Source organism: Psychrobacter glaciei (assembly GCF_014652895.1).
In the GTDB taxonomy this organism is placed as follows: domain Bacteria; phylum Pseudomonadota; class Gammaproteobacteria; order Pseudomonadales; family Moraxellaceae; genus Psychrobacter; species Psychrobacter glaciei.
Map to the genome: position 1 here is coordinate 597,981 of NZ_BMZR01000002.1, position 23,043 is coordinate 621,023.

Genomic DNA, 23,043 nt, shown 5'->3' on the forward strand with positions numbered 1-23,043 from the left:
TCCACACTCTTGGTATCATTCGAGGTGGATTTTTAGTAAAATGATGCACATTTTATGTAAATGACTGCCAATACTGTTGTCATGGCGATAATAGATAACGGTGCTTTGTGTTCATGACACATGCCCTAATTTTTCATTCCCTAATTTTTTAATCTAGGAAAGGTTTATGCAAAAGATATTTCGGGTGATGATCATCATTGCGATGCTAATCACCGCTTATCTGCTGATTTTGGCATGGCGAGATGATTATGCCGATGCACCAGCTGTAGACACGGTACCAGAAGCTGCAACGTCAGTAGGTGCTGACATTCCATCTACGACTGGTGCAGCAGGTGATATTCCGGTACAGACACTACCTGTGGATAACGCGACTGCTGTTAACGGCACTGTGACGGCTACTCCAGCGAAAGATGCTGGTTTGATTACAGTTACTACCGATCGCTATGATATAAAAATCAATCCAGAAGGCGGTGATATCGTTTATGCTGCTCTCAAGCAGTATGACGCGACGCTCGATAGCGAGACGCCTTTTGTACTATTAGAAAATAATAGCAATCGCGTTTACGTGGCTCAGTCTGGTCTGATTGGTCAAGACGGTATTGATACCGCAGAAGGTCGTGCCAATTATAGCCATACTGCTAATAACTATGTAATGGAAAAAGGGCAACAAACGTTGTCTGTACCGCTTACTTATAAAAAAGATGGCGTGACGATTACCAAGACCTTTACCTTTACGCAAGACAAATATCCGATTGATATCAGTTATCAAATTCAAAATGCCTCTGCCGCAGCGTGGCAAGGACAGATGTTTGCGCAGTTAAAACGTGATGATAGTAAAGATCCTGGGATGTCTGATAAAGGCGCGCTAAGCATGGCGACGTATTTGGGCGGCGCTTGGGGCACACCTGATGATCCTTATAATAAGTTGAAGTTCGGTAACTTTAGTGATGGTGAGTTAACGACAACCAGTGATAAAGGCTGGGTCGGCATCGTGCAGCATTATTTTGTCTCTGCATGGACGCCTGAAAATTTCACGGGTAAGTTCTTCAGTCGTGAAACTGCTGATGAGTATTTTATCGGCTTTAACAGTCAGCCAGTTAATGTTGCACCGAACAAGCAAGTCACACTAAATGCAACGTTATATGCTGGGCCGAAAGTACAGTCTGAGCTTAAAGATGTGGCAGTTGGCTTGAACAAAACGGTCGATTATGGTCTGTTATGGCCAATATCGAAGATCTTATTTGCTATCTTGGACGGCATCCATAAGGTAATTGGCAACTGGGGTTGGTCAATTATTGTACTGACTATCTTGGTTAAAATTGCTCTCATGTGGTTCTCAAACAAGAGCTACTACTCAATGGCGAAGATGCGTGCCATCGCACCGCGACTTAAAGTGCTCAAAGAAGAGCATGGCGATGATCGCATGAAGATGTCGCAAGAAATGATGGCGATCTATAAAGAAGAGAAAGTCAATCCGATGGCGGGTTGTCTGCCTATCTTGATGCAAATGCCGATTTTCTTAGCACTATATTGGGTACTGGTTGAAAGTGTTGAGTTGCGTCATGCCCCGTGGATCCTATGGATTCAAGATCTATCAGCGATGGATCCATGGTTTATTTTGCCATTGCTAATGGGCGCATCGATGTTTGTACAGCAACAGCTAAATCCGCAGCCCGCTGACCCAATGCAAGCAAAGGTAATGAAATTCTTACCGATTATCTTTACTGCATTCATGCTGTTCTTCCCAGCGGGTCTGGTTTTATACTGGACAGTGAACAACTTGTTTAGTATGACTCAGCAATATATCGTTAATAAGAAAGTTGACGAAGAGCAAAAGCGCCGTACGGTTAAAGTGCTCGACTAATCGACAAGTAGTTAGCTCTATAATAAAAAAACCATCGCATAAGCGGTGGTTTTTTTATACGTCAAACCTAGTATTTGCTTATATTGGTACGCGCTAAAAAGCGCAAAATCCCGCTATGTAAAGATTGCTTTGTCAGCATGCTTTTAGCCGTCTATAATGGGGTTTTTATCTATTGAGAGTAAGCGTGAATTCTGTCGAAGTGACATTAGCACTTGGTTCATCTGAAAAGCCTGATTCCTCTAAAAATCATAAATCATCTGGATTGGCCACCATTGCTGCAATTGCCACACCGCTTGGGCGCGGTGGCGTTGGGGTTATTCGTCTGTCAGGTGCGCGTGCTTATGACATTGCCTGTCAGCTCACTGGTAAGACTGTTTTTGTCCCGCGTATGGCCAGCTTTTGCCGTTTTTATCAAGAGGATGGCACGACCATTGATGAAGGCTTAGTGTTGTACTTTAAGGGGCCGCACTCATTTACTGGCGAAGATGTGATTGAGCTGCAAGGGCATGGCGGCATGATTTTGCAAAACCAGCTGCTAGCACGAGTGTTTGAATTGGGTGCAAAACAAGCCAGTGCAGGGGAGTTTTCTTACCGCGCTTTTGACAACGATAAGCTGGATTTGGTACAGGCAGAGGCTATCGCTGATGCGATTGATGCGACCAGTGCCGCGGCTGCCAGTAGTGCTATACGCTCGCTAAGTGGTGAGTTTTCACAAAAAATTAATGAATTGCTTGAGCAGCTTATTCATCTGCGTTTACATGTTGAAGCCGCCATTGATTTCCCTGATGAAGAAGATGTTGATTTTTTATCTGATGGCGTTATACAAACCAATCTTGAGAACACGCAACACAAGATACAGCAAGTACTTTCGACCGCAAAACAAGGTCAGCTATTACGTGATGGTATTCACGTGGTATTGGCAGGCAGACCAAATGCTGGTAAATCGAGCTTGCTGAACCGTCTAGCAGGACAAGAGCGCGCTATCGTCACTGATGTCGCAGGTACGACACGCGATACGCTACAAGAGACCGTGGTACTGAATGGCTTGACGCTGCACCTAACCGATACAGCTGGCCTACGTGAGACAGAAGATACCGTAGAGCGTATTGGCATTGAGCGCGCGCGTACCGCTATTACGCAGGCTGATATGCTGATGATGGTCTATGATGTGACACGCGACCTTGAAGAAGAAAGTACGCCACTACAGCTGGCTGAGCAGTTATTTGGCAAGCTACCAGAGGCTAAGCGATTATTGATTATTGCCAATAAAAGCGATTTACTAAACGGTTTGAGTGACGAGGATGCCATGTCCGCTTCACAGATTGAAATAAAGAATCGTGGTTATGAACAAGTCAATGTTTCATGTGAAACAGGCGCTGGTATCGATACATTGGTCGAAGCGTTGTGTGCTAAAGTGGGTTTCCATCCGCCCGAAAACAGTCTCATTGCCCGTACGCGGCATTTAGATGCACTCAGACGCACAGCAGACTATTTGGCAGAAGCACACGAACAATTAACTGTCTTTCAGGCAGGTGAGTTGGTGGCTGAAAGCTTACGTCAAGCTCAGCAAAGCTTGGCTGAGATTACTGGTGAGTTCAGTGCCGATGATCTACTGGGTAAAATTTTTGGCAGCTTTTGTATTGGCAAGTAGCTTTTTTAAGCCAGCATAATTAATGGCTTTGTTGAGCTACGCTTGAATAAAACTTTGATGTTGCCGCCTTTAATATTAAGACAAGGAAAGTAGTATGCATTGCCCGTATTGTAATGCGTCAGAGACCAAGGTAATTGATTCACGGCTGGCGGCAGAAGGTGCGCAAGTCCGTCGCCGCCGTTCCTGTAATAGTTGCCAAGAGCGTTTTACCACGTTTGAGATGGTAGAAGTAGTGATGCCAAGAATTATCAAATCAAGCGGTAAAATTGAGCCTTATGATAACGAAAAGCTGCGCCGCTCTATACTATTGCCGCTACAAAAGCGTCCCATCACGATTGATGAGCAAGAGGCAATGATTAGCCGGATAGAGAAGCGCGTACGGCAAATGGGTGAGCGTGAGATTAGCAGCAAGGTCTTGGGCGAGATTATCATGAGCGAGCTTAAAACGCTTGATGATGTCGCTTATGTACGCTTTGCTAGTGTTTACCGTGACTTTCAAGACATTGATGCTTTTCATCAAGAAATCGCTAACATCCGCCCCACCGAAAAAACTGACGATAACGTTAAGTAGTCTTTATTAGCTACTTTCTTATTAAGTGTGACCTCTTTATGACGCTCTCAAACCATCAACTTTCAAACCATGAACAAAATGCTCAAGACCAGTATTTTATGATGCTTGCTATCGAGCAGGGTAAGAGAGGTCTCTATACTACGAGGCCCAATCCAGCGGTAGGATGCGTCATTGTTCAGGCAGAGTCTATTGTCGGTCAAGGCTTTCATCCGAAAGCAGGCGAGCCACATGCCGAGGTGTTTGCCCTGAAAGAAGCAGGTACGCGAGCAGTAGGGGCAACTGCTTATGTAACCTTGGAGCCGTGTAGTCATACAGGACGTACGCCACCTTGTGCGCTTGCGCTAATTGCTGCGGACGTTAAGCGAGTGGTGATTGCAGGTCTAGATCCCAATCCACAAGTCGCTGGACGCGGTGTACGTTTACTAGAAGAGGCAGGTATTGACGTCACTATTGGTGTATTGACGCAGCAAGCAGAGGCCTTAAATCGCGGATTTTTGAAAGCAATGCGCACTCAGATGCCTTATGTTCGCCTTAAGATTGCCACCAGTCTTGACGGTCGTACCGCGATGGCGACAGGGGAGTCAAAGTGGATTACAGGCCCTGCTGCCCGCGAGGATGTGCAAAAGCTACGTGCCCGTAGTGGGGCGATTATCACGGGTAGCGAAACCGTTATCGCTGATAATCCTCAATTAAATGTACGCTCAACTCAATTGGGCGTACATTCTGATCAAGTTCCCACTCCTATCGTAGTGGTGCTGGATAGACGCCGACGCTTGGCGCACGACCTACAGTCTGATTATCAGTTATGCCGCCGTCCTGAAACACTATATTGGCATGAAGATAACTTAATGGCATTATTAAAGAATTTAGTCAGCGAGCATCAGTGTTATGAAGTATTGGTTGAAGCTGGTGCGAGCGTGGCAGGCAGCTTTCTAGCCCAGCAGCTGGTAGATGAGCTTATTGTTTATCAAGCGCCTTGTTTATTAGGAGCACAGGCTCGCCCTATGGTTAACTTTAATCCACTATCGTTGGCGCAGCAGCTGCGTTTTGATATCGATAATTATGAACAAATTGGCGCTGATCTAAAACTGACCTTATTGCCTTTATAACTCGGTTATCCATCACTGGTCTGCTCACAATATGCGTTAGATGTGTGCGGAATGTGGATAAACCAGTAAATCTATTAATGGTTTCACATGGAACTGTGCATAACTTTGTTTCACATGAAACAGAAAAGTCTATTTTTATAAATAATATTAATATATATGTATAAAAATCAATGGTTTATGGTTTAATGTGGGAGCTTTTAGGTTTTTATACCGACCATGACTTTCTGTGGATAACTTGGTAAAAACATAGGTTTTTAATGGAATACGGGTTGATTTACTATGACTTATCCACAACTTATCCCCTATTACGCTTAAAATAGGTGTGTTTCACCTAAAAGCTGTGTGTTTCACTTAAAAGTTAAGGCCAGCAAACGCTGCCATCAATATTGATAAATGCCAATACGTTGTCTATGACGACAATATAACAATGAGATGAGGTTGATATGTTTACCGGAATTATAGAAAGTGTCGGAAAGGTTAAATCCATGCAGCCTACGGGTGGTGATATACGCTTGACGATAGAGTCTGATGGTTTAGACTTCAGTGATGTGAAACTGGGTGACTCTATTGCTTCTAATGGTATTTGTTTGACGGTTGTGGATTTTGGCAGCAATCATTACTCGGTTGATGTCTCACGTGAAACAATTGCGCATACAGCGTTAGAAGATTTAAAGCCAGGTCATATCGTCAATTTAGAGAAGGCGATGTTGCCAACCACACGTTTTGGCGGCCACATTGTCGCAGGTCATGTGGATGGTGTCGGCGTCGTGCGTAAGTTGCAAAAAGACGCGCGTTCTATCTATATTGAGATCGAGATACCGCAAGAGTTGGCGCATTATACAGCGACCAAAGGTTCTATTACCCTTGATGGCATTAGCCTCACCACGAACTTGGTACGCGATAATATCGTCTCGTTAAATATCATCCCGCACACCGCACAAGTCACCAATATTGCTCAGCATTGGCTGGTAGGTGATAAGGTTAATGTTGAAGTGGATATCGTCGCGCGCTATTTGGAGCGGCTGTTAACCAAGTCACAAACTGACAGTAAGACAGCGCACAATACACCAAGTAATATCACTGAGACTTTCTTGGCTGATAATGGCTTTATGAGATAATAAGTAAAAATAGTAAGTAGGGTTTTTCAGCATATTATTTATATTGACTAAGGCGTGCCCTCATTTTGATAATGATAAAAATGAGGGCACGCCTTAATTTTTAATAAGGCTCTGTAACACTGTTTGTAGCTTATTTTTATTGATAGGCTTGGTCAAAAATTCATCCATCCCTACGGCAAAGCAAGCGTCACGATCTTCTGTCGAATTGTTTGCCGTCAGCGCCACAATAGGAATATCATTTCCTTGTGCACGAATGGCCTGAGTCGCTTGTAAGCCGTCCATAACCGGCATTCGGCAGTCCATCAAAATAAGCGCAATCTCTTTATGCTGCGCTTGCAATTGACTCAACGCCTGCTGCCCATCTTCTGCGACCACGGTACGATAGCCAAGCTTGGTTAATATCTTACAAGCTATTTTTTGATTGGTCGGACTGTCTTCTACTACTAAAATAAGCGGCGCTGCGATCTCATCGTTGACAGTATCTGTGATCACGTTATCTGTCTCTGTTACCAGTGCGCCATTTTCTTTATTCACTTTTTGGATTGGTGCGAATGTCTGTCTGGCTGGAAGGGTTAAGCGCAGCAGCTCAGATAACAATAAAGCACTGTCTAAAGGTTTGGCCAAAAAACCATCACATTGATCTAACAGTACAGAGGAGATACGGCGCTCAGGCTTCATGCTCAGCAGTATTTTAGGCATTGAGATAGTGGCCAGTAATTGGCTTAAGGCCTTACGCCGGTTATGACTGATTGTTTTATCGTCTCCTTCTGCTGGTTTAGGAAATACGATAGTGTTGCTCTCATAATATTCATAATCTAGTAGCAGAATGGGTGCCAGTGTTTGCGCATTCTCGGAGAGCTGTTTCGTTAACTGCCTAATGGTCGCACTATTGATCGAGGTATGAATAGTGGCTGGTATGGATAGATAGTCGCACAAACGTTGCAGATGTTCCGCACCCAGCGTTTGATTCATCACTGCAACCAGATGAATATGAGTCAATTGTTCATGAAAACGATAGACTGGCTGATAGTTTGGACGATGACAAGGCAGGTATAGATCAATGCTGATACCTTCATCGGCGGTGCTATTTGACTCAATAAAGCCGCCCAATAATTGTGCAAAACTGTTCGCCGTATTGAGTTCTAAAATTGCTTCAATAGAAGGCTGCTGTACAGGATAGTTGGCTGGGTTGTTTGCTTGATTGATATAAGTAAAATGCTGTGCTTGCTGCTGCGATGGGTTGCTCGTCCCAGTACTTTGTAGGCTAAACTTCACCCAGTTATGCGGATTTTTTGTTGTGCTGTCTTCGCGGATAGCCAGCGGCTCATTCTTGGTGGCTGATGGTAAAGGGTTGTCGGTAATTGCTTCAATCGTTAGAGAAACAGAGCCTGCAAGAGTGGATGTGATGGTACTGTCTAATAAATTTAGTAAAATTTGGCACAAGCGTTTGTGATCCGTACTAATATAACGCGGGCAGCTAGGGGCAAAAAAGTAATGCAGCTCGAGCCCTTGTCGTCGAGTATCATCTGTGACTAAGTCATTGACATGTTGTCCCAGTTTGTATATGTCGACAGACTCAATCCTAAGACGGGTTTTCTTGACGTCGAACTCTCCTACACCCAGCATGTCATTGAGCTTCGTTAACATAGAGTCGCTCGACCTCATTAGCGTCTGTAACAACGCATTCTGCTGCACAGAAAAAGTCTCGGGATTCATGGCTTCAAGAGTGTCGATCATAGTCTCTAGTGGTCTATGCAACTCATGATATATAGCGGGTTTGAGCCCATTAAATTCGTCGATTTTTCCTTGTAGCTGTTGGTTTTGTTGTTGTAGATGCGCGTTCTGATGGATGATTTCATTGACATTATTAAGCAGCACCGTAAAGCCATGTACTTGTCCGTGCTCACCAAACCAAGGGGTAATGTGCAATTGATAGGCTTGTTGATTCTCTAGACCGTGAACGTTTAGAGTACGGGTGACATACAAATTAGAGAGTTTTTGTAATAGTAGCTGGGTGGGCTCATCGTCAGCCGAGACAAAATCCGTCAATTGATAGTTGGTATCGCTTTGAAATGGGGTGGCAAATATCTGCTCAAAACGTTGATTGAAAAAGCTGATCTGACCGTGACGCATGATCATGACCATCGGTAGCGGTGCTTGCTCAACCAAACGTTCAAGACGATGTTGCAGCGTTTGTATGCGTCGGTGGTTACTATGAAGTTGGTAACTGATACGACTGAGCGCATGACCTAGGCGCAAAAACTCAGCCGTAGAATTTTTGTTAATAAAGGGTGGCGGCAGATAAGCGTCTTTCGCCTTGCTACTTAAATTATCGGTATAAGCTATCAGCTGTTGCCAGTTACTTTGGCGATTTAATGTATAGAGTAACGCCATGATGAAGAACATAATCGCCGTCATTAGCGGTAGCCAATAGCGATAGGATATCCAGTCTATCTCAAGTGGTTTGTGGCGTAATATTATATAGAGTTTGTGACCACTCTCAAGCTCAATGGTTCCTGTTAAATTACTAGAGTTGAGCTTATAGGCACTATAATTATTGCTATCAGAAGGCAGTGAAGTAAGGACATTAGGGAAGGTGACGGTGGCAAATGCACGCTCATTAGGACGGACATAGCGATGGATATGAGTCTGCCCAGATGGCATCATAGAAATAATCTGATAACTAACACCTGCAAAAGAAGGCTCGGTCAATATTTCTTGAAGGTCAGAGTTTAGAGGTTCTGCATGTTCAGTAACGGCATGCTGCAATGACTCAAACGTGTCTATACTCTGCTGATGATTATGCGTGTTTAGGTCATCAAACTGCGCGAAGTAATACAGTGACAACATGGCCAGCAATGTCACTGTATAAAAGAGCAGCAAACGCTGTAAAGACTGAAACTGTTGCATGAAAGCCTGACCCTATATCGGAACGATAAAATACAATTATGATGCGTCTGTCACCAATTTAATAAATGCGCGACACTTGTTATGGGTCTGTTCTATGTTGATAAGTCGTTTAGCTCAATTAATAAGTCGCTTGGCTCACTATAAATGATGACACGCCCTAGTGTTGTTACTAGTGACAAACGAGAGAAAATTCACTACGTGTCAATAATGAGTTCCCGTAGTACAAATACAAAGACTTCCTATATATAAACCTCTTCATAAGAGGGTGTTAAAAAGAGATCGTGATGGGCTTTATTGCTATTATAAAGATAAATGGGCTTATTAGTAACGCTGGATTGACACTATTACAATCATGGCACAACGTCGTAAACTCACCTATAATGGGCACATCAATCATATATTATAATGCATGACTATGAACACAATTGCTTCCGCCTCTGATCTGTCTATGGATTCTAGTAAACCTCAGCAAAATCCCATTCTTGGTGCTCAGCAGGGTACTAGCCCTTTAAGGCTAGTATTTGCGGGGACGCCTGAGTTTGCAGCGATTAGCCTAGAGGCTTTGATTCGCCAACAAGAATCCCTGAATATAGAGATTGTCGCGGTGTACACCCAGCCTGATCGCAAAGCAGGTCGGGGACAAAAACTCTCAGCTTCTGCTGTCAAGCAAGTGGCATTAGCCAATGATATCGCTATAGAGCAACCGCTCACCTTTAAAAAATCCAGCACCGAAGGCATGGCAGCGCGGCATACCTTGCGTACTTATCAGCCAGACGTGATGATTGTCGCCGCTTATGGCTTGATATTGCCTATTGGTGTATTGGACATGCCTACTTATGGTTGCCTAAATATTCACGCTTCATTATTACCACGCTGGCGCGGTGCTGCACCGATTCATCGTGCACTATTGGCCGGAGATGATGAGACAGGCATTACTATTATGCAGATGGACAAAGGTCTTGATACGGGCGACATGCTCTATAAAGTCAGCGCCAGTATTGAGCCTACTGATACGGCCGCCAGTTTGCATGATAAGATGGCTGAGCTTGGTTCGACGGCCATTGGCACTGTGCTAAAAGACTTGGTACATTACCAAAAACAGGCTGTATCTCAGGATGACAGCCAAGCCAACTATGCTGAAAAACTGGTCAAAACGGAAGGCGAAATCGACTGGACGCAATCCGCTACTGAGATTGAACGAAAAATTCGTGGACTGACCCCATGGCCAGGTGCTTATACTTTCTTGGCAGGGCAACGCGTCAAAGTATTGGCTAGCTTGCCTGTGAACCGCTCACAGCAAACCAATGAGCCTGTTGGCACTGTTATCAGTATTGGACGCAAAGCGATTTTAGTCGCTTGTGGCAAAGAGAGCGAAGCTGAATCATCAGCCACTACTTTAGCCATTACTCACTTACAGTTTGCCGGTGGTAAGCCGATGACCGCTGAGCAAATTTGCCACGGCAATCAGCTAAATGATGGCGATCAATTTATGACAGAATCAAAATAGCTTTTACTTATATTCAACCTACTTGCACAAGACGCTATCGACCATACGTCAAGGAAATAAAACTTAATGAGACAAACCAGCACTGCGCCAAGAAACAATAAGCTCAAACCGTCAAGCAACCTTATCATGAATGGCAGTGTGCGCGTGCGCGTGATTCGTACTTTGCTCGCTATTCAAAACGGTCAGTCGCTCTCAAGCGTCCTTGATCCATTATTGAATAGTTTGCATGATGGTGACAAAGGCTTCGCCCATGCGCTATTGCTCACGACATTGCGCCAATGGCATGCGCTGGCACGTTTGCTCGATACTTTAGCAGACAACCCTATCGATGAAGTGGAAGTGCGCACCACCATTCAAGTAGGCTTAGTACAGTTGCTGTATTTAGAAGTGGCTGACCATGCGGCGATTCATGAAACCGTTGAAGCTGCAAAAGAGATTGAGTTCGCTCATTCAACTGGTTTGGTGAATGCTATTTTGCGCAAAGTCGCTAAGAATCCAAGCAAATTCCGTAAGAAGTGCGATAAAAAACACAGCCTACCGAATTGGCTCGCTTATCAGCTTAAGCAAGATTGGAGCGAGCAGTATGATGAGCTGACACAAGGCTTGCGCCAACCAGCACCGATGTTTTTACGAGTGAACTCGGCGGTTACTTCGGTAGAGGAGTATCAGCATGCATTGGACGGGGCAGAAATTGATGCAGACATCGTTGAGCTAACGACTGGTTTTAAGGTAGCGAATTCGTCAGAGTCTGCCACTCCTACAACGCTATCAACCAAAGGTCTTAGACTACATCAAAGCACTGCCGTTAACGCTTTGCCTGAGTTTGCTTTAGGGGTTGCCAGCGTTCAAGACATGCATGCGCAACTTGCTGCACCGATTATTAATAAAGCATTGATGGCTAAGCTTAGCGCTGAAAATAACAGTGCTGAAAGTGCGAATACTGACAGCGACAGTGATGAAAGTAATAATAATGAGCTACACATTTTAGATGCTTGTGCGGCACCTGGTGGCAAGCTTGCTCACTGGTTAGAGCTCATAAGTGCTAATGACGAATCATCGTTGTTTCACGTGAAACAAGGTAATGCTGAAACGTCACCTGCAATTACTGATATCAAGGTAACGGCTATTGATAATGAAGCACCACGTATCGAGCGTATTCGTGAGAATTTACAGCGCCTAAATCTGAGTCAGCATGATTTGCAGCAAGCAGAGAAAAGTGTTGCACTTAATATTGTCTGTGCAGATGCAACCAGATGGCAGCATGGCAAGAATAAAAAAGCGGCGACAAATGAACCCGTATTTGATGCGATATTATTGGATTCTCCTTGTACCGCGACTGGCGTGATACGTCGTCACCCTGATATCAGTATCTTGCGTACCGAAGAAGACATCGAGCAAACGGCACTGCTACAAGCAGATATCTTGCATAACTTATGGCCACAACTCAAAGCTGGTGGTTATCTGCTGTATGTGACATGTTCTATCTTAAAGCAAGAAAACGTCGAGCAAATGCAGGACTTTATCACTCATCACAATGATGCGGTAGCGATTGAGTTTACCGACGATTGCAGTTGGGGTATCGAACAAGCGATTGGTCGTCAATGCTTGCCGATTGATAGCGCGAGTGGCGATGGTTTTTATTATGCGTTGTTGCATAAGCAGGGCTTAGGTTAACGTAGCGCAGCAAAGAGCTAATCTAATTGATATTCTAATGTGATAGTACTTGTATATTAAGACTTTAGGGATAAGGCAATGGAATTAAGACGACATAATGTCGAAGTTAATGATGCTGATCCTTTTGCAAACGATTGGTTGGCACGTAAGGGATTTGCTAACCAACTAACGAATATTATTGAGAATAATAAACAAGGTGAAGTAGTTATAGGTCTTAGTGGACAGTGGGGTGAAGGTAAGACGACTTTTGTAAAAATGTGGCAAAAGCATATGGAAAAAAAAGAAATTTCTTCTATTTATTTTGATGCATTTGAATATGACTACTTAGAAGATGTGTTTCTATCTTTAGCTATTGAGATATACAACTATGCCAAGGCAAATGGTCTCACTGTAAAAGAGGACTATCTAAATAAGTCTAAGAGCACTTATCACCTACTACAAGCCATGATAGCAAAAACTGCACCTATCAATATTGACTCAACTCTTCAGGAAAAACTAACCCATGACGAGAGCCCCATACTTGATATTTCTGAAGTTATTAAAAACAGCTTAAATTTTGCGTTAGATAATGCTTTTGAACAAGCATTGAAACAAAAAGAAGTATTTAGGGACTTTAAAGATTCTCTATCTCAACTTGCAACTCAAGCTTCAAATCAAGATATGCCTCTTGTCATCATAATTGATGAGCTAGATAGATGTAAGCCTAGCTTCGCTGTTGAGGTTTTAGAAAAGATAAAACACTTATTTTTAGTGGAAAGTGTCGTTTTTGTTTTATCTATGCATCATGAACAATTAGAAGAATCTATCAAAAAGGTGTACGGTCAGAATATAGATGCTCATACTTATTTACAAAAATTTATAGACTATCCGACTAGACTGCCAACAGCCGATTTATCTAACAACAGCAATCGCAGGAAATACTTTTGGAACCAAGTAGATTTCATAGGATTACCTGTGCGTTCATCTCATTCAATGAATAGGTCATATGAATTGTTTCTAATACTTTCGATTCGTTACGACCTTTCCTATAGACAGTTGAACAAAGCTTTGCAGAATTATAAGTACCTTATAGCTAGCTTAGACCTTAATTCCGATTATTCTTATCCTACAATGTTTTTAATGGTCTTTATAAGCATACTCAAGGTTAAGAGTGGAACTTTAATTTCTAAAATAAGAAATAATTCTGCTACTTATCAAGATTTAGTTGAAGGTATTTCAGAAGTTAGAGGGCAGAATGACTTCAATCTTGAAGTGCTTCAGAATCTTATCAGGATTAGTTTTCTTACCCGCTCTAGTTTTCGAGAAACTGAACATGGTTCTCACGAAAGTGATTTCTATAATAACTTTAGCAGTTTAATAGGAGAGGATGAAAACAAAGTCTTGATGAATTTGGTTCAGCGTTTAGAGTCTTTTGAAGACTATTAAATTTAGCTAAAGAATTTAACTACTTCCGCCGCTGTCACTCCTAGAATACTTGCAATGGTCCCGTTATTAAGGAGGTCAAGTAGTTTGCTTTTCGCTTCGGTATCACCACTCTTTTCAATCTCATTGATTAAGGTTTGTAGATTGATATTAATATCAGTAGCATTATGGGTATTGGTTTGACTGTTGTTATTACCAAATTGTGCATTTCCACTAACATTGTAATTTGTAGTCATTTTTTCTTCCTTGTTGTGAATGATAGCAGTATCAAAACTGTCAATCAGTGTTTGTAAGTTATTTATCGTATCATCATCAGATACTGTATTGCTTTTATTCAAGTACACTCGGTTAAATACGTCTATCACTTGTATATTACAAGCATCATCTCTTAGTATCATAGAATAACCATCTATGAAAGCTATAAATTCATTTTGAACTTCTTCTAAATCACTAACAGTGATACTGTTTGGGTTAGCTAGATATGCATTTATTTTGGTTTTAAAATTAGCTAGTATTGCTACCCATTCTGACTTATAAGACATTAGACTACCTGTAATCATTTGAATTTTAGGTTCATGTTATCTTATATTTCTATACAAGAGCTATGACTTATCGATTGTTTTTCAACGCGTCTAGTAGAGGTTGGCAGGGTTATTCAAAAAAACCTATAAACCGTTTATTTGATATAGCTTGTCGCTAAATATATGCTACCCTTTTTCTATTTTAAATTAATATAATTCTTTCACAGGACAATCCAATGAAATATATCAGTACTCGTGGTCAGACAGCACCAATGGATTTTAGTGATGTGCTTTTGATGGGTCTTGCCCCAGATGGTGGTTTGATGTTGCCTGAGCATTATCCAAACATCGATAGCGCTGTACTCGATGAATGGCGTACGCTTAGCTACCCACAGCTTGCGATGGCGATTATGCAGCGTTTTGCGACAGATATTCCTGTGGCTGATTTGCAAGACCTCATTGAGCGTACTTATACCGCGGAAGTATTTGGTAGTGAAGAGATTGTTCCTGTCCGTAAGCTTGAAGATAACTTATATATTCTAGGATTATCAAACGGTCCGACATTGGCATTTAAAGATGTGGCCATGCAGTTTTTGGGCAATGCCTTTGAATACGTGCTTAAGAAAAAAGATGCGCGTATTACTATCATCGGCGCAACCAGTGGTGACACGGGTAGTGCGGCAGAGTATGCACTGCGAGGTAAAGAAAATATTGAAGTCTTTATGCTGTCACCGCATGGCAAAATGAGTGAATTCCAGCGCGCGCAAATGTATAGCTTGACTGACGATAATATCCATAATATCGCTATCGAGGGTATGTTTGATGATTGCCAAGATATCGTCAAGGCATTGCAGCAAGATGCTGAGTTCAAAGCGGCTTATAACCTAGGCACGGTAAACTCTATCAACTGGGGTCGTATCCTTGCGCAAATCGTTTATTACTTTAAAGCCTATTTTGCCGTGACTGCCAATAACGACGAAAAAGTCAGCTTTAGCGTACCGTCAGGTAACTTCGGTAATATCTGTGCCGGTCACATCGCTCGTGAAATGGGACTGCCAATTGATCGTTTGATTGTCGCTACCAATGAAAACGATGTGCTAAATGACTTCTTTAACCAAGGCGCTTATCAGCCGCGTCCGACTGAAAAAACCTATATCACCTCAAGCCCATCCATGGATATCTCCAAAGCGTCCAACTTTGAGCGTTTTGTTTATCTGCTATTAGAGAAAGACAGCGCGCGCGTTCATGAGTTGTTTGAAGGGGTGAAATCTGGTCAAGGTTTTGATTTATCTGATTTGATGGATGCGGTCAACAGCCGTTACGGTTTTGCGGCTGGCAAGTCTACCCATAACGACCGCCTGCAAACCATTAAAGCGCTTTATGAGCAGCATGGTGAATTGGTTGATCCGCATACCGCTGATGGTATCAAGGTCGCCAAAGAGTTGCAGAAAAAGGGCGAAATCATTGTTTGTGCAGAGACGGCGCTACCTGTTAAGTTTGCAGATACTATCGTTGAGGCCATTGGTCAGATAGACATTGCTCGCCCAGCGCATACTGAAGGCTTGGAGAGTTTGTCGCAGCATGTGGTCGTGCTAGATAATGACGCTGAGCAAGTCGCTGAGCAAATTCGTCAGCATGTCAGGCCAAATCCAGCCTAAATCAAAGCTGGACTTGTTATTAGCTTTGTTTAACCATTAAACAAGCGTCCACATAAAAGTTACGCCATTGTAATAAAGTGTTTATGATTGTGTTATGGTAGATATAATTGTAATATTGGAAACAGCGTCGGCGACTCATCATTTTGCTAGACGCTTTTTTAGCAATCACACCAGCCAATTACACTGAACAGCTGCCCTATAGGCGTTATGATAACCGTACTGTTAAGCCCTTTTATGCTCTTAATTACTTGTCATTAATTTTAATAATGCTCAAAGATTAAGATTAAATCAAGGGTCTAAATAGTATTAATTGTGGCGACAACAGCGGTACATATTGTGGATATAACAATGAAGATGAGCTTAAAAACGATAGCAAAAGCCCTGTTGATCACGACATTTAGTAGTGCGATGCTAATGAATGCTGCCCACGCTAACAATCCACCGCCCACCATCAAAGCGGATGCGCCCAACCGCTATACGGTCAAAAAAGGCGATACATTGTGGGACATCTCAGGACGCTATCTAGACAGTCCATGGCGCTGGAAAGAAATTTGGGCAACCAATAAGCAAATCAAAAACCCCAATCTTATTTATCCTAACGACATTCTTATCTTATGTGTGATTCAAGGTAAGACTTTGATTGGTGTCGATACGGGTGAGGGCTGTGCTGGGATTGAAAAACAATTGACCGGTACTGCAGTTGCCACATCGGTAACAGTCACGTCGACGGCGAATAGCATTCCTCCTATCCCATGGTCTGCTATCCAGCATTGGCTAGATAAAACCATCATCGTTAATCCAGCAGATTTTAATACCACACCTTATATATTAGCGTCTAAAAAAGGCAACTTAATCACGGCAAGCGGTGATAAAGTTTATGCCAAAGGCGTGCCGCTTATCGTTGGTCAGCGTTATGGTATCTACCGTGAAGGTGAGATGTATGTCGAGTCAAAGACTCAGCAAGTCATCGGACTTGAAGTCACACAAGTCGCGACTGGATTGGTTACGTCTACAGAAACCAATGGCGTTACCAGTTTGCAACTTACCGACAGCTACGGCAAAGAAGTCCGTGAAGGTGATCGCGTTTTTGTTGAGTTAAACAACTCTATCCCGCCCGTATTTTACCCAACGCCTGCAACTGTTAGCCGCGGCGGTATGATTGTCCGCGTCATGGACTCAATCAGTTCAGCGGCGAAGGGTAGTGTGGTCGCGATTAATCTGGGCAGCGCAGAGGGCGCCAAACCAGGGGATGTGTTGACTGTCTATCAAAAAGGGGCGTTGGTACGAGATATCAAAGATAATGATGCCTCTGTACGCTTGCCTAGTGAACAGAGCGGTATGGTGATGGTGTTCAATACTTTTGACCATATCAGCTACGCTTATGTGCTTGATTCTGAGCTACCGCTCAATGTGGGTGATCAATTACTACCTCCCCCTTATCTATAAGCCAGACTTCTTGAGTCAGTTGAATCCGTAAATGCGAGTCAGACAATTATGACGGCAGTTTCTCCAGTATTACCCGACGAGCAGCGTGCAATATTGGCGCTGTGGACCGAGGTGAATGCGTCATTATCGGCTTATCATAAACTTATTACCTCTTTTGGTACGGCGGAGCTTGCTTGGCAAGCCAAAGCAGAAGCATGGCGTCAGTTGGGTATTCACCATACGCATCTTGCCCGCCATGAACAGCCAGCGCAAACACAAGCCAGTATCGATAAGATTCAGCAAGCGCTCAACGAGGGACGCTACGGTCTGCTATTTTCTGATCAGCCTGATTATCCTACTCAGCTTTTACAAATCTATGATCCACCACCATTATTGTTTTATCGTGGTAATCATGCACGCCTGCATCAAGCACAAATCGCTGTCGTCGGCAGTCGAAAACCCACCGCCCATGCCCAAAAAATCACTTTCGATATGGCACAGTATTTGGCGCAAGCTGGTTATATCATCACCAGTGGTCTTGCCATGGGGGTAGATAAGCGTGCGCATTTGGGTGCGCTGGCTCAGACAGATAATGAGTATCAAGGTCGAACGATTGGAGTCATGGGTACAGGGATTGATGTCAATTATCCCAATCATCATGATAAGTTATTTACTCAAATCATCGATCAAGGTGGCTGTATTATCAGCGAGCTGTTACCACACACGCAGCCGCATAAGCATACTTTTCCACGCCGCAATCGCTTGGTGGCGGGTTTAAGCTTGGCGACCATAGTGACGGAAGCCACGATTCAAAGCGGCTCACTGATTACCGCGCGCCTAACCTCGGAGCAAGGCAAGCAAGTTTTTGCGATTCCCAGTCATATTGACAATAGCAATGCTGAAGGCTGTCACCATTTGATACGTGAAGGCGCGACGTTGATTTATCATCCGCAGCAAGTAATCGAGGACGTAAATGGTCAGCTGGATTATGACAATAATAGCTATCGACCAGCACAACAGACGGCCAGTGCCAATCATAAGCTATCGGATAGTCATCAACCTTCTCATGCCGCAGAGGCAGACTCTTTGGCAACGACGAGCCAACCGACACCGTCTAATATCAAATCTCCTAAAAGCGCTATCGTCGTCCCAAAGCATTTAGCGCTTGTCTATGAGCAGCTTGATTGGCATGGACAAGATTTAGACGCGCTGTTGGTCAGTACCAAGCTTACGCCACCGCAGCTGATTGGGCAGTTAATGGAGCTTGAGTTACTGAGTGTTATCAGCGTGCAAGGTGGGCGTTATTTACGCGTTTAAAGTCGTACTCTCTCTCTCTACTTTTACGTTTTTATACTTATTAATTTTAAGTGATTGAATACGGTACAATTTCATAAATATAGTCAGTGAAAAGTACTATCGAACCATCACGCACTGTTGATATCAGTTTCTCTTGCTTGCTATGCCTGCGCAGACAGAGGCGACAAAAATAGATATCAGCAAAACCGTCGCGTCGTTAAGATATCTTGACTATATTTGAATTTGGCTCACTTAGTCAGCTTCTCTCCTATGTTATTATTAATGCTTAAACTCCTACCTTTTCGAAGCCTTCAAGCCATGAAAAAATCCGCATCCTTTACTACTGATTCTGTCGTTCAAGCTGCTACGTGGCTAAAAGAAGGGCAGCTGCTTGCGTATCCCACCGAAAGCGTTTGGGGTATCGGTTGTGATGCTTACGACGAGATAGCCGTTCAGCGCATTTTGGATATCAAACAGCGTCCACAAGCCAAAGGCATGATTGTCATTACTGACAGTGCGGAGCGTTTAATGCCTTTACTAGAGCCTTTAGAAGACAGTCAGCGCCAACAAATTATCAAGAGTTGGCAGGCAGATAGCGACAATATAGAGCTGCAATGCAAGCAAGCGCATACTTGGTTGCTACCCATTCCGCAGGCTCTAACGGCAGTGATACCTTCTTGGATAACCGGGCAGCATCAAACAGTGGCAGTTAGAGTTATTGCCCATCCTATGGTTCGTCAATTGTGCCAACAATTGGTAGACGTTCAAAACCCCTTTGGGCTATTGGTTTCTACAAGTTGTAATCCATCAGGGCAACTGCCTGCTATGACTTTCACTGATGCATATGGGTATTTTGGCGAGCAAATCAGCTACTTGCAGGCTGACACTCTAGGTTATACCTTGCCTAGTCAAATTCGTGATGCAACGACAGGATTGATTATTCGCTAGACAAATTACAGTTATTTAAAGATTGATACTTATAATTATTTCACTATTGACAGAAATAAAAGAATAGCGCAAGATAAGTTAATCTAATAGTATAAAAAATTAAGTGAATGGCTCTTATGAAACTAAATCCTGTGACCGAAAAATTTATCTTACATTGGGGTGAGATGGGCTCGCAGTGGGGCGTTAATCGCACCATGTCACAGATACATGCGTTATTGTTTATCATTGGCAAGCCACTAAATGCTGAAGAAATCACTGACACACTTGGCGTCGCGCGCTCTAACGTTTCAAACAGTATTAAAGAGTTACAGCATTGGGGCTTGGTACAAAAGATTTCGATATTGGGTGACCGTCGTGACCACTTTACGACCAATACAGATGTTTGGGAGTTGGCACGTATTATTGTCGTTGAGCGTCAGAAGCGTGAGCTTGAGCCAACAGTGCAGTTTTTACAAGAACTTATGGACAGCCCTGAATTTGAACATGAAAATAATGAGGTAAAGTCACGTATCCGTGATACCCAAGAATTCGTTAGTACCTTAACTACATGGTCATCTGAGATGCTTAAGCTGCCCACAAGCATCCTCAAAAAAGTCCTCAAACTTGGCGCTAGTATTAAAAAGGTTTTGCGTTAACAGTAAGCTGTATGATTTAAAATAAAAAATTTGAGATTTAATTTCTGTTTTGACAGAAATATATGTAATAGATATAAAAGCCAGCTAAGTTTAAGTGACACGAGCTTGAGTAAAAGTAGCAGCAATAAGAAACAGCAACGACAAATGGATGTGTAAAATGACAGTCAATCAAACACACGCTAATAAAGAGCAAGCCATTAAAAAGGCTATCGCTGCAGTCGAGTGGCAAGACTTGCGTCAGTTAACGCGCGGTCAAATCGCTTATAACGTTATTTTGCCTTATCCATTTTTGTTGTTGTCTTGGTGGTTCGCCAGCCAATCTTGGTATGTCTTAGCATGCGAGGCTTCTTACTTATTTTTTGCTGCCGCATTTCGCCAAGCGCACGATGGTTATCATCATAGTTTAGGGACAGGTAAGCGTACGACCACCGCGATATTACTATTGCTTAGCGTGCTACTGATGACCAGTTTGCACAGCATTCGAGCCACGCACATGGCACATCATCGTGATCCGCTGGGCGATAGTGACATTGAAGGAAGTCTAGCAAAAGTGTCATGGTGGCAAGCACTGCTCGGCGGGATAACTTATCGGCTCGATATTTATCGTCAAGGACTGCGTCTAAGCAGCCGTCGCAATCAAAGCTTGGCTTGGCTAGAATTTGGCTTGATTGCTTTAGTTATCTTGGTTGCCTTCGTACTGACCGTATTTACTGTCGCTGTTCCTGCTCTGACCATGTTAGCGCAAGTATTGATATACCACATATTGACCATGATGTTGGCCAATGCTAGCGTTGGCATCATTGCTGTATGGGGCGTGCACCATGATTGTGATGAGACAATCGCTCGCACTGAGCGTAATTCTGTAGTCAATTTCCTAACTTTTAACCTGTTATATCACGTAGAGCATCATCTATTCCCTGCCGTCCCATCAAACCATTTACCTGAACTTGCCAAGCGTTTGGATACGGCTGCGCCACACCTGACTAAAGTACATGTGTTACTGAGTGTGGCTAACGTCATAGATTTCATTAATCATCGTTGGAACAAATTAAAGAATAAATCTCAAAATAATAATGATAGTGAGTGTCCTATTCGTAAGCATTTTGCCTAATAAGTAGGCTAAATAAAATCAAGATACTTATCCATCAATTATCCACAGTAGTTTCATTGGCTTTGCCAACGCCGTATTTATACTCAATTCACGATGAATGTTAATGGGATAAATAGAATGAAAACTAATAATGAGTTAGGTGTGTATCCTTATCTACAAGTTATTATTTTGTTTGCAGGAATTGGAAGCATAGTTGGTGGATTGATTGCAGAACTGGGTTTATTGTTTATTTTTAGGAATGCGGACTTTGCGCAGATTGGTTATCAGCCATTGCTATATGTCGGTCTGCTTGGTTTTATTCCTGCCTTATTAACGGGTATTCTCGTCGCTTATAAGAATATATGGCGCGATGATCATAAGAGTCTACGCACGACATTTTTGATTGGGTTTATAACGTCAGCAGGTTATATGGGCGCAATCGTTTTATATTTAGGCATTAACTCCTTGATAGAAGTTGGCGTGCTACTGGCCTTTATGATTGGTATAGGACTATTTGGCGCTATCAATTCAGCCATCGCTGGCTGCATTGCTTTACCAAAAGCATGTAAAAGTCGTTTTGATATAAAAGTTAAAAAAGAAGACGATGACTATAGCGAATTAAGTTTTACTAAACGATAAGCGAAAAATATAAGGAATAGGACATGAATATTTTAATCAGTGGTGGCTCAGGATTTTTAGGTAGTGCCTTTAGCAATGAAATTATGTCGCGTTACCGTGCCCAAAATAAAGCGCTGCATATTACTTGGCTGACGCGTGATAGCAGCCAAGCACATCCGAATGATATCGAAATGATGACTTATGATGAGCTGACGAGCTCGGATAAAAGCTTTGAGGTTGTTTTAAACCTAGCAGGTGCAGGTATCGCTGACTCGCGCTGGAGCGATGAGCGCAAAGAGCAACTTATGGCGAGCCGTATTAAGCCTACCGAATCCTTATTGGCATTTATTAAGCGCACCAGTATCAAACCTAAGCTATTAGTTAGTGGTTCAGCGATTGGTTGGTATGGCACGCAAGGTGACAAACCTCTTACCGAAAGCAGTGGTTTTGAGACTGATTTTGCTCATCGATTATGTAATGAATGGGAGCAGCTAGCATTGACAGCAACCGAATATGGCGTGCCCATGGCTATTGTGCGTACTGGCGTGGTGATTCATCCTGAGGGTGGTATGCTCGGTAAACTATTAACCCCATTTAAAATGGGTGTCGGTGGACAATTGGGTGATGGTCAGCAGATCATGAGTTGGATCAGTCGTGAAGACTGGGTAGGGGCAGCGATATTCATTATTGAACAGCATCTTACTGATGATGCGAGCAGTCAAACCACGCATGAAAATACCCTACAGACTACAAATGATACGACAGCGGTCGTGTATAACCTAACGGCACCCAATCCAGTGACCAATCATACTTTTACCAAAACGCTTGGAGCATGGCTACATCGTCCGACATTTTTTGCCTTACCAAATTTCTTACTCAAGCTGATGTTTGGTGAAATGTCGACGCTGCTTGTAGACGGGCAAAAGGTATTGCCGCAAGCATTACAGAGCGCAGGTTATGAGTTCCAGCAGCCAACGCTAAAGCAGGCGTTAGAAGGACAGAAGTAAACTTTCGAATATATTTGAG

18 protein-coding genes are annotated in these 23,043 nt (G+C 43.1%); 16 read left to right on the top strand and 2 right to left on the bottom strand.

All coding sequences use genetic code 11. From position 1 onward, the window contains the following. Positions 1-166: 166 nt before the first annotated feature. The 5 genes from yidC (at position 167) to IE130_RS07310 (ending at position 6,313) form a co-directional block, all read left to right on the top strand. On the top strand, positions 167-1,864 hold the full coding sequence (gene yidC, locus IE130_RS07290; protein WP_189583885.1) for a membrane protein insertase YidC: 1,698 nt from the start codon (positions 167-169) through the stop codon (positions 1,862-1,864). 262 nt (positions 1,865-2,126) lie between these two features. Continuing rightward, positions 2,127-3,515, top strand: a complete 1,389-nt coding sequence (mnmE, locus tag IE130_RS07295; RefSeq protein WP_189584139.1) for a tRNA uridine-5-carboxymethylaminomethyl(34) synthesis GTPase MnmE — start codon at positions 2,127-2,129, stop codon at positions 3,513-3,515. 94 nt (positions 3,516-3,609) lie between these two features. Then, a complete protein-coding gene (gene nrdR, locus IE130_RS07300; protein ID WP_010197173.1) occupies positions 3,610-4,086 on the top strand; it encodes a transcriptional regulator NrdR in 477 nt (158 codons plus the stop codon). 38 nt (positions 4,087-4,124) lie between these two features. Beyond that, entirely contained in the window at positions 4,125-5,195 is a 1,071-nt protein-coding gene (ribD, locus tag IE130_RS07305) for a bifunctional diaminohydroxyphosphoribosylaminopyrimidine deaminase/5-amino-6-(5-phosphoribosylamino)uracil reductase RibD (RefSeq protein WP_189583888.1), read from the top strand. Between the two features lie 443 nt (positions 5,196-5,638). Further along, complete coding sequence (locus IE130_RS07310) at positions 5,639-6,313, top strand: riboflavin synthase (protein WP_189583891.1); 675 nt, start codon at positions 5,639-5,641, stop codon at positions 6,311-6,313. Between the two features lie 93 nt (positions 6,314-6,406). Here the strand turns inward: IE130_RS07310 and IE130_RS07315 are convergent, their stop codons facing one another. Then, positions 6,407-9,223 carry a response regulator gene (locus IE130_RS07315; protein ID WP_189583893.1) on the bottom strand — a complete coding sequence of 939 codons (2,817 nt, stop codon included), beginning with the start codon at positions 9,221-9,223 and terminating at the stop codon, positions 6,407-6,409. 448 nt (positions 9,224-9,671) lie between these two features. On the opposite strand from IE130_RS07315, the gene fmt reads away from it, so the two are divergent. The 3 genes from fmt (at position 9,672) to IE130_RS07330 (ending at position 13,829) form a co-directional block, all read left to right on the top strand. Next, the gene (gene fmt / locus IE130_RS07320) at positions 9,672-10,730 is read left to right on the top strand and encodes a methionyl-tRNA formyltransferase (RefSeq protein ID WP_444544483.1); all 1,059 of its coding nucleotides are present in this window, start codon (positions 9,672-9,674) and stop codon (positions 10,728-10,730) included. A 66-nt stretch (positions 10,731-10,796) separates the two neighbouring features. Next, the gene (locus tag IE130_RS07325) at positions 10,797-12,404 is read left to right on the top strand and encodes a transcription antitermination factor NusB (RefSeq protein WP_189583899.1); all 1,608 of its coding nucleotides are present in this window, start codon (positions 10,797-10,799) and stop codon (positions 12,402-12,404) included. Positions 12,405-12,482: 78 nt separating this feature from the next. Next, a complete protein-coding gene (locus tag IE130_RS07330) occupies positions 12,483-13,829 on the top strand; it encodes a KAP family P-loop NTPase fold protein (protein WP_189583902.1) in 1,347 nt (448 codons plus the stop codon). Between the two features lie 2 nt (positions 13,830-13,831). Here the strand turns inward: IE130_RS07330 and IE130_RS07335 are convergent, their stop codons facing one another. Next, the gene (locus IE130_RS07335; RefSeq protein ID WP_189583905.1) at positions 13,832-14,368 is read right to left on the bottom strand and encodes a hypothetical protein; all 537 of its coding nucleotides are present in this window, start codon (positions 14,366-14,368) and stop codon (positions 13,832-13,834) included. A 215-nt stretch (positions 14,369-14,583) separates the two neighbouring features. On the opposite strand from IE130_RS07335, the gene thrC reads away from it, so the two are divergent. From thrC to IE130_RS07375, 8 genes are all read left to right on the top strand, one after another. Then, entirely contained in the window at positions 14,584-16,005 is a 1,422-nt protein-coding gene (gene thrC, locus IE130_RS07340) for a threonine synthase (RefSeq protein ID WP_189583907.1), read from the top strand. Between the two features lie 348 nt (positions 16,006-16,353). Beyond that, entirely contained in the window at positions 16,354-17,451 is a 1,098-nt protein-coding gene (locus IE130_RS07345) for a LysM peptidoglycan-binding domain-containing protein (RefSeq protein ID WP_227676156.1), read from the top strand. Between the two features lie 48 nt (positions 17,452-17,499). Then, positions 17,500-18,747 (top strand): DNA-processing protein DprA, encoded by a 1,248-nt coding sequence (gene dprA / locus IE130_RS07350; RefSeq protein ID WP_189583913.1) that lies wholly within the window; start codon positions 17,500-17,502, stop codon positions 18,745-18,747. Between the two features lie 297 nt (positions 18,748-19,044). Continuing rightward, positions 19,045-19,674, top strand: a complete 630-nt coding sequence (locus IE130_RS07355; RefSeq protein WP_189583923.1) for an L-threonylcarbamoyladenylate synthase — start codon at positions 19,045-19,047, stop codon at positions 19,672-19,674. 116 nt (positions 19,675-19,790) lie between these two features. Then, a complete protein-coding gene (locus IE130_RS07360; protein ID WP_010197184.1) occupies positions 19,791-20,309 on the top strand; it encodes a GbsR/MarR family transcriptional regulator in 519 nt (172 codons plus the stop codon). 157 nt (positions 20,310-20,466) lie between these two features. Beyond that, positions 20,467-21,420: a fatty acid desaturase family protein gene (locus IE130_RS07365; protein ID WP_189583926.1), complete on the top strand. Its 954-nt coding sequence runs from the start codon at positions 20,467-20,469 to the stop codon at positions 21,418-21,420. A 117-nt stretch (positions 21,421-21,537) separates the two neighbouring features. After that, positions 21,538-22,038, top strand: a complete 501-nt coding sequence (locus IE130_RS07370; RefSeq protein WP_189583929.1) for a hypothetical protein — start codon at positions 21,538-21,540, stop codon at positions 22,036-22,038. A gap of 23 nt (positions 22,039-22,061) precedes the next feature. Beyond that, the gene (locus IE130_RS07375; protein WP_189583932.1) at positions 22,062-23,024 is read left to right on the top strand and encodes an epimerase; all 963 of its coding nucleotides are present in this window, start codon (positions 22,062-22,064) and stop codon (positions 23,022-23,024) included. Positions 23,025-23,043: the final 19 nt, after the last annotated feature.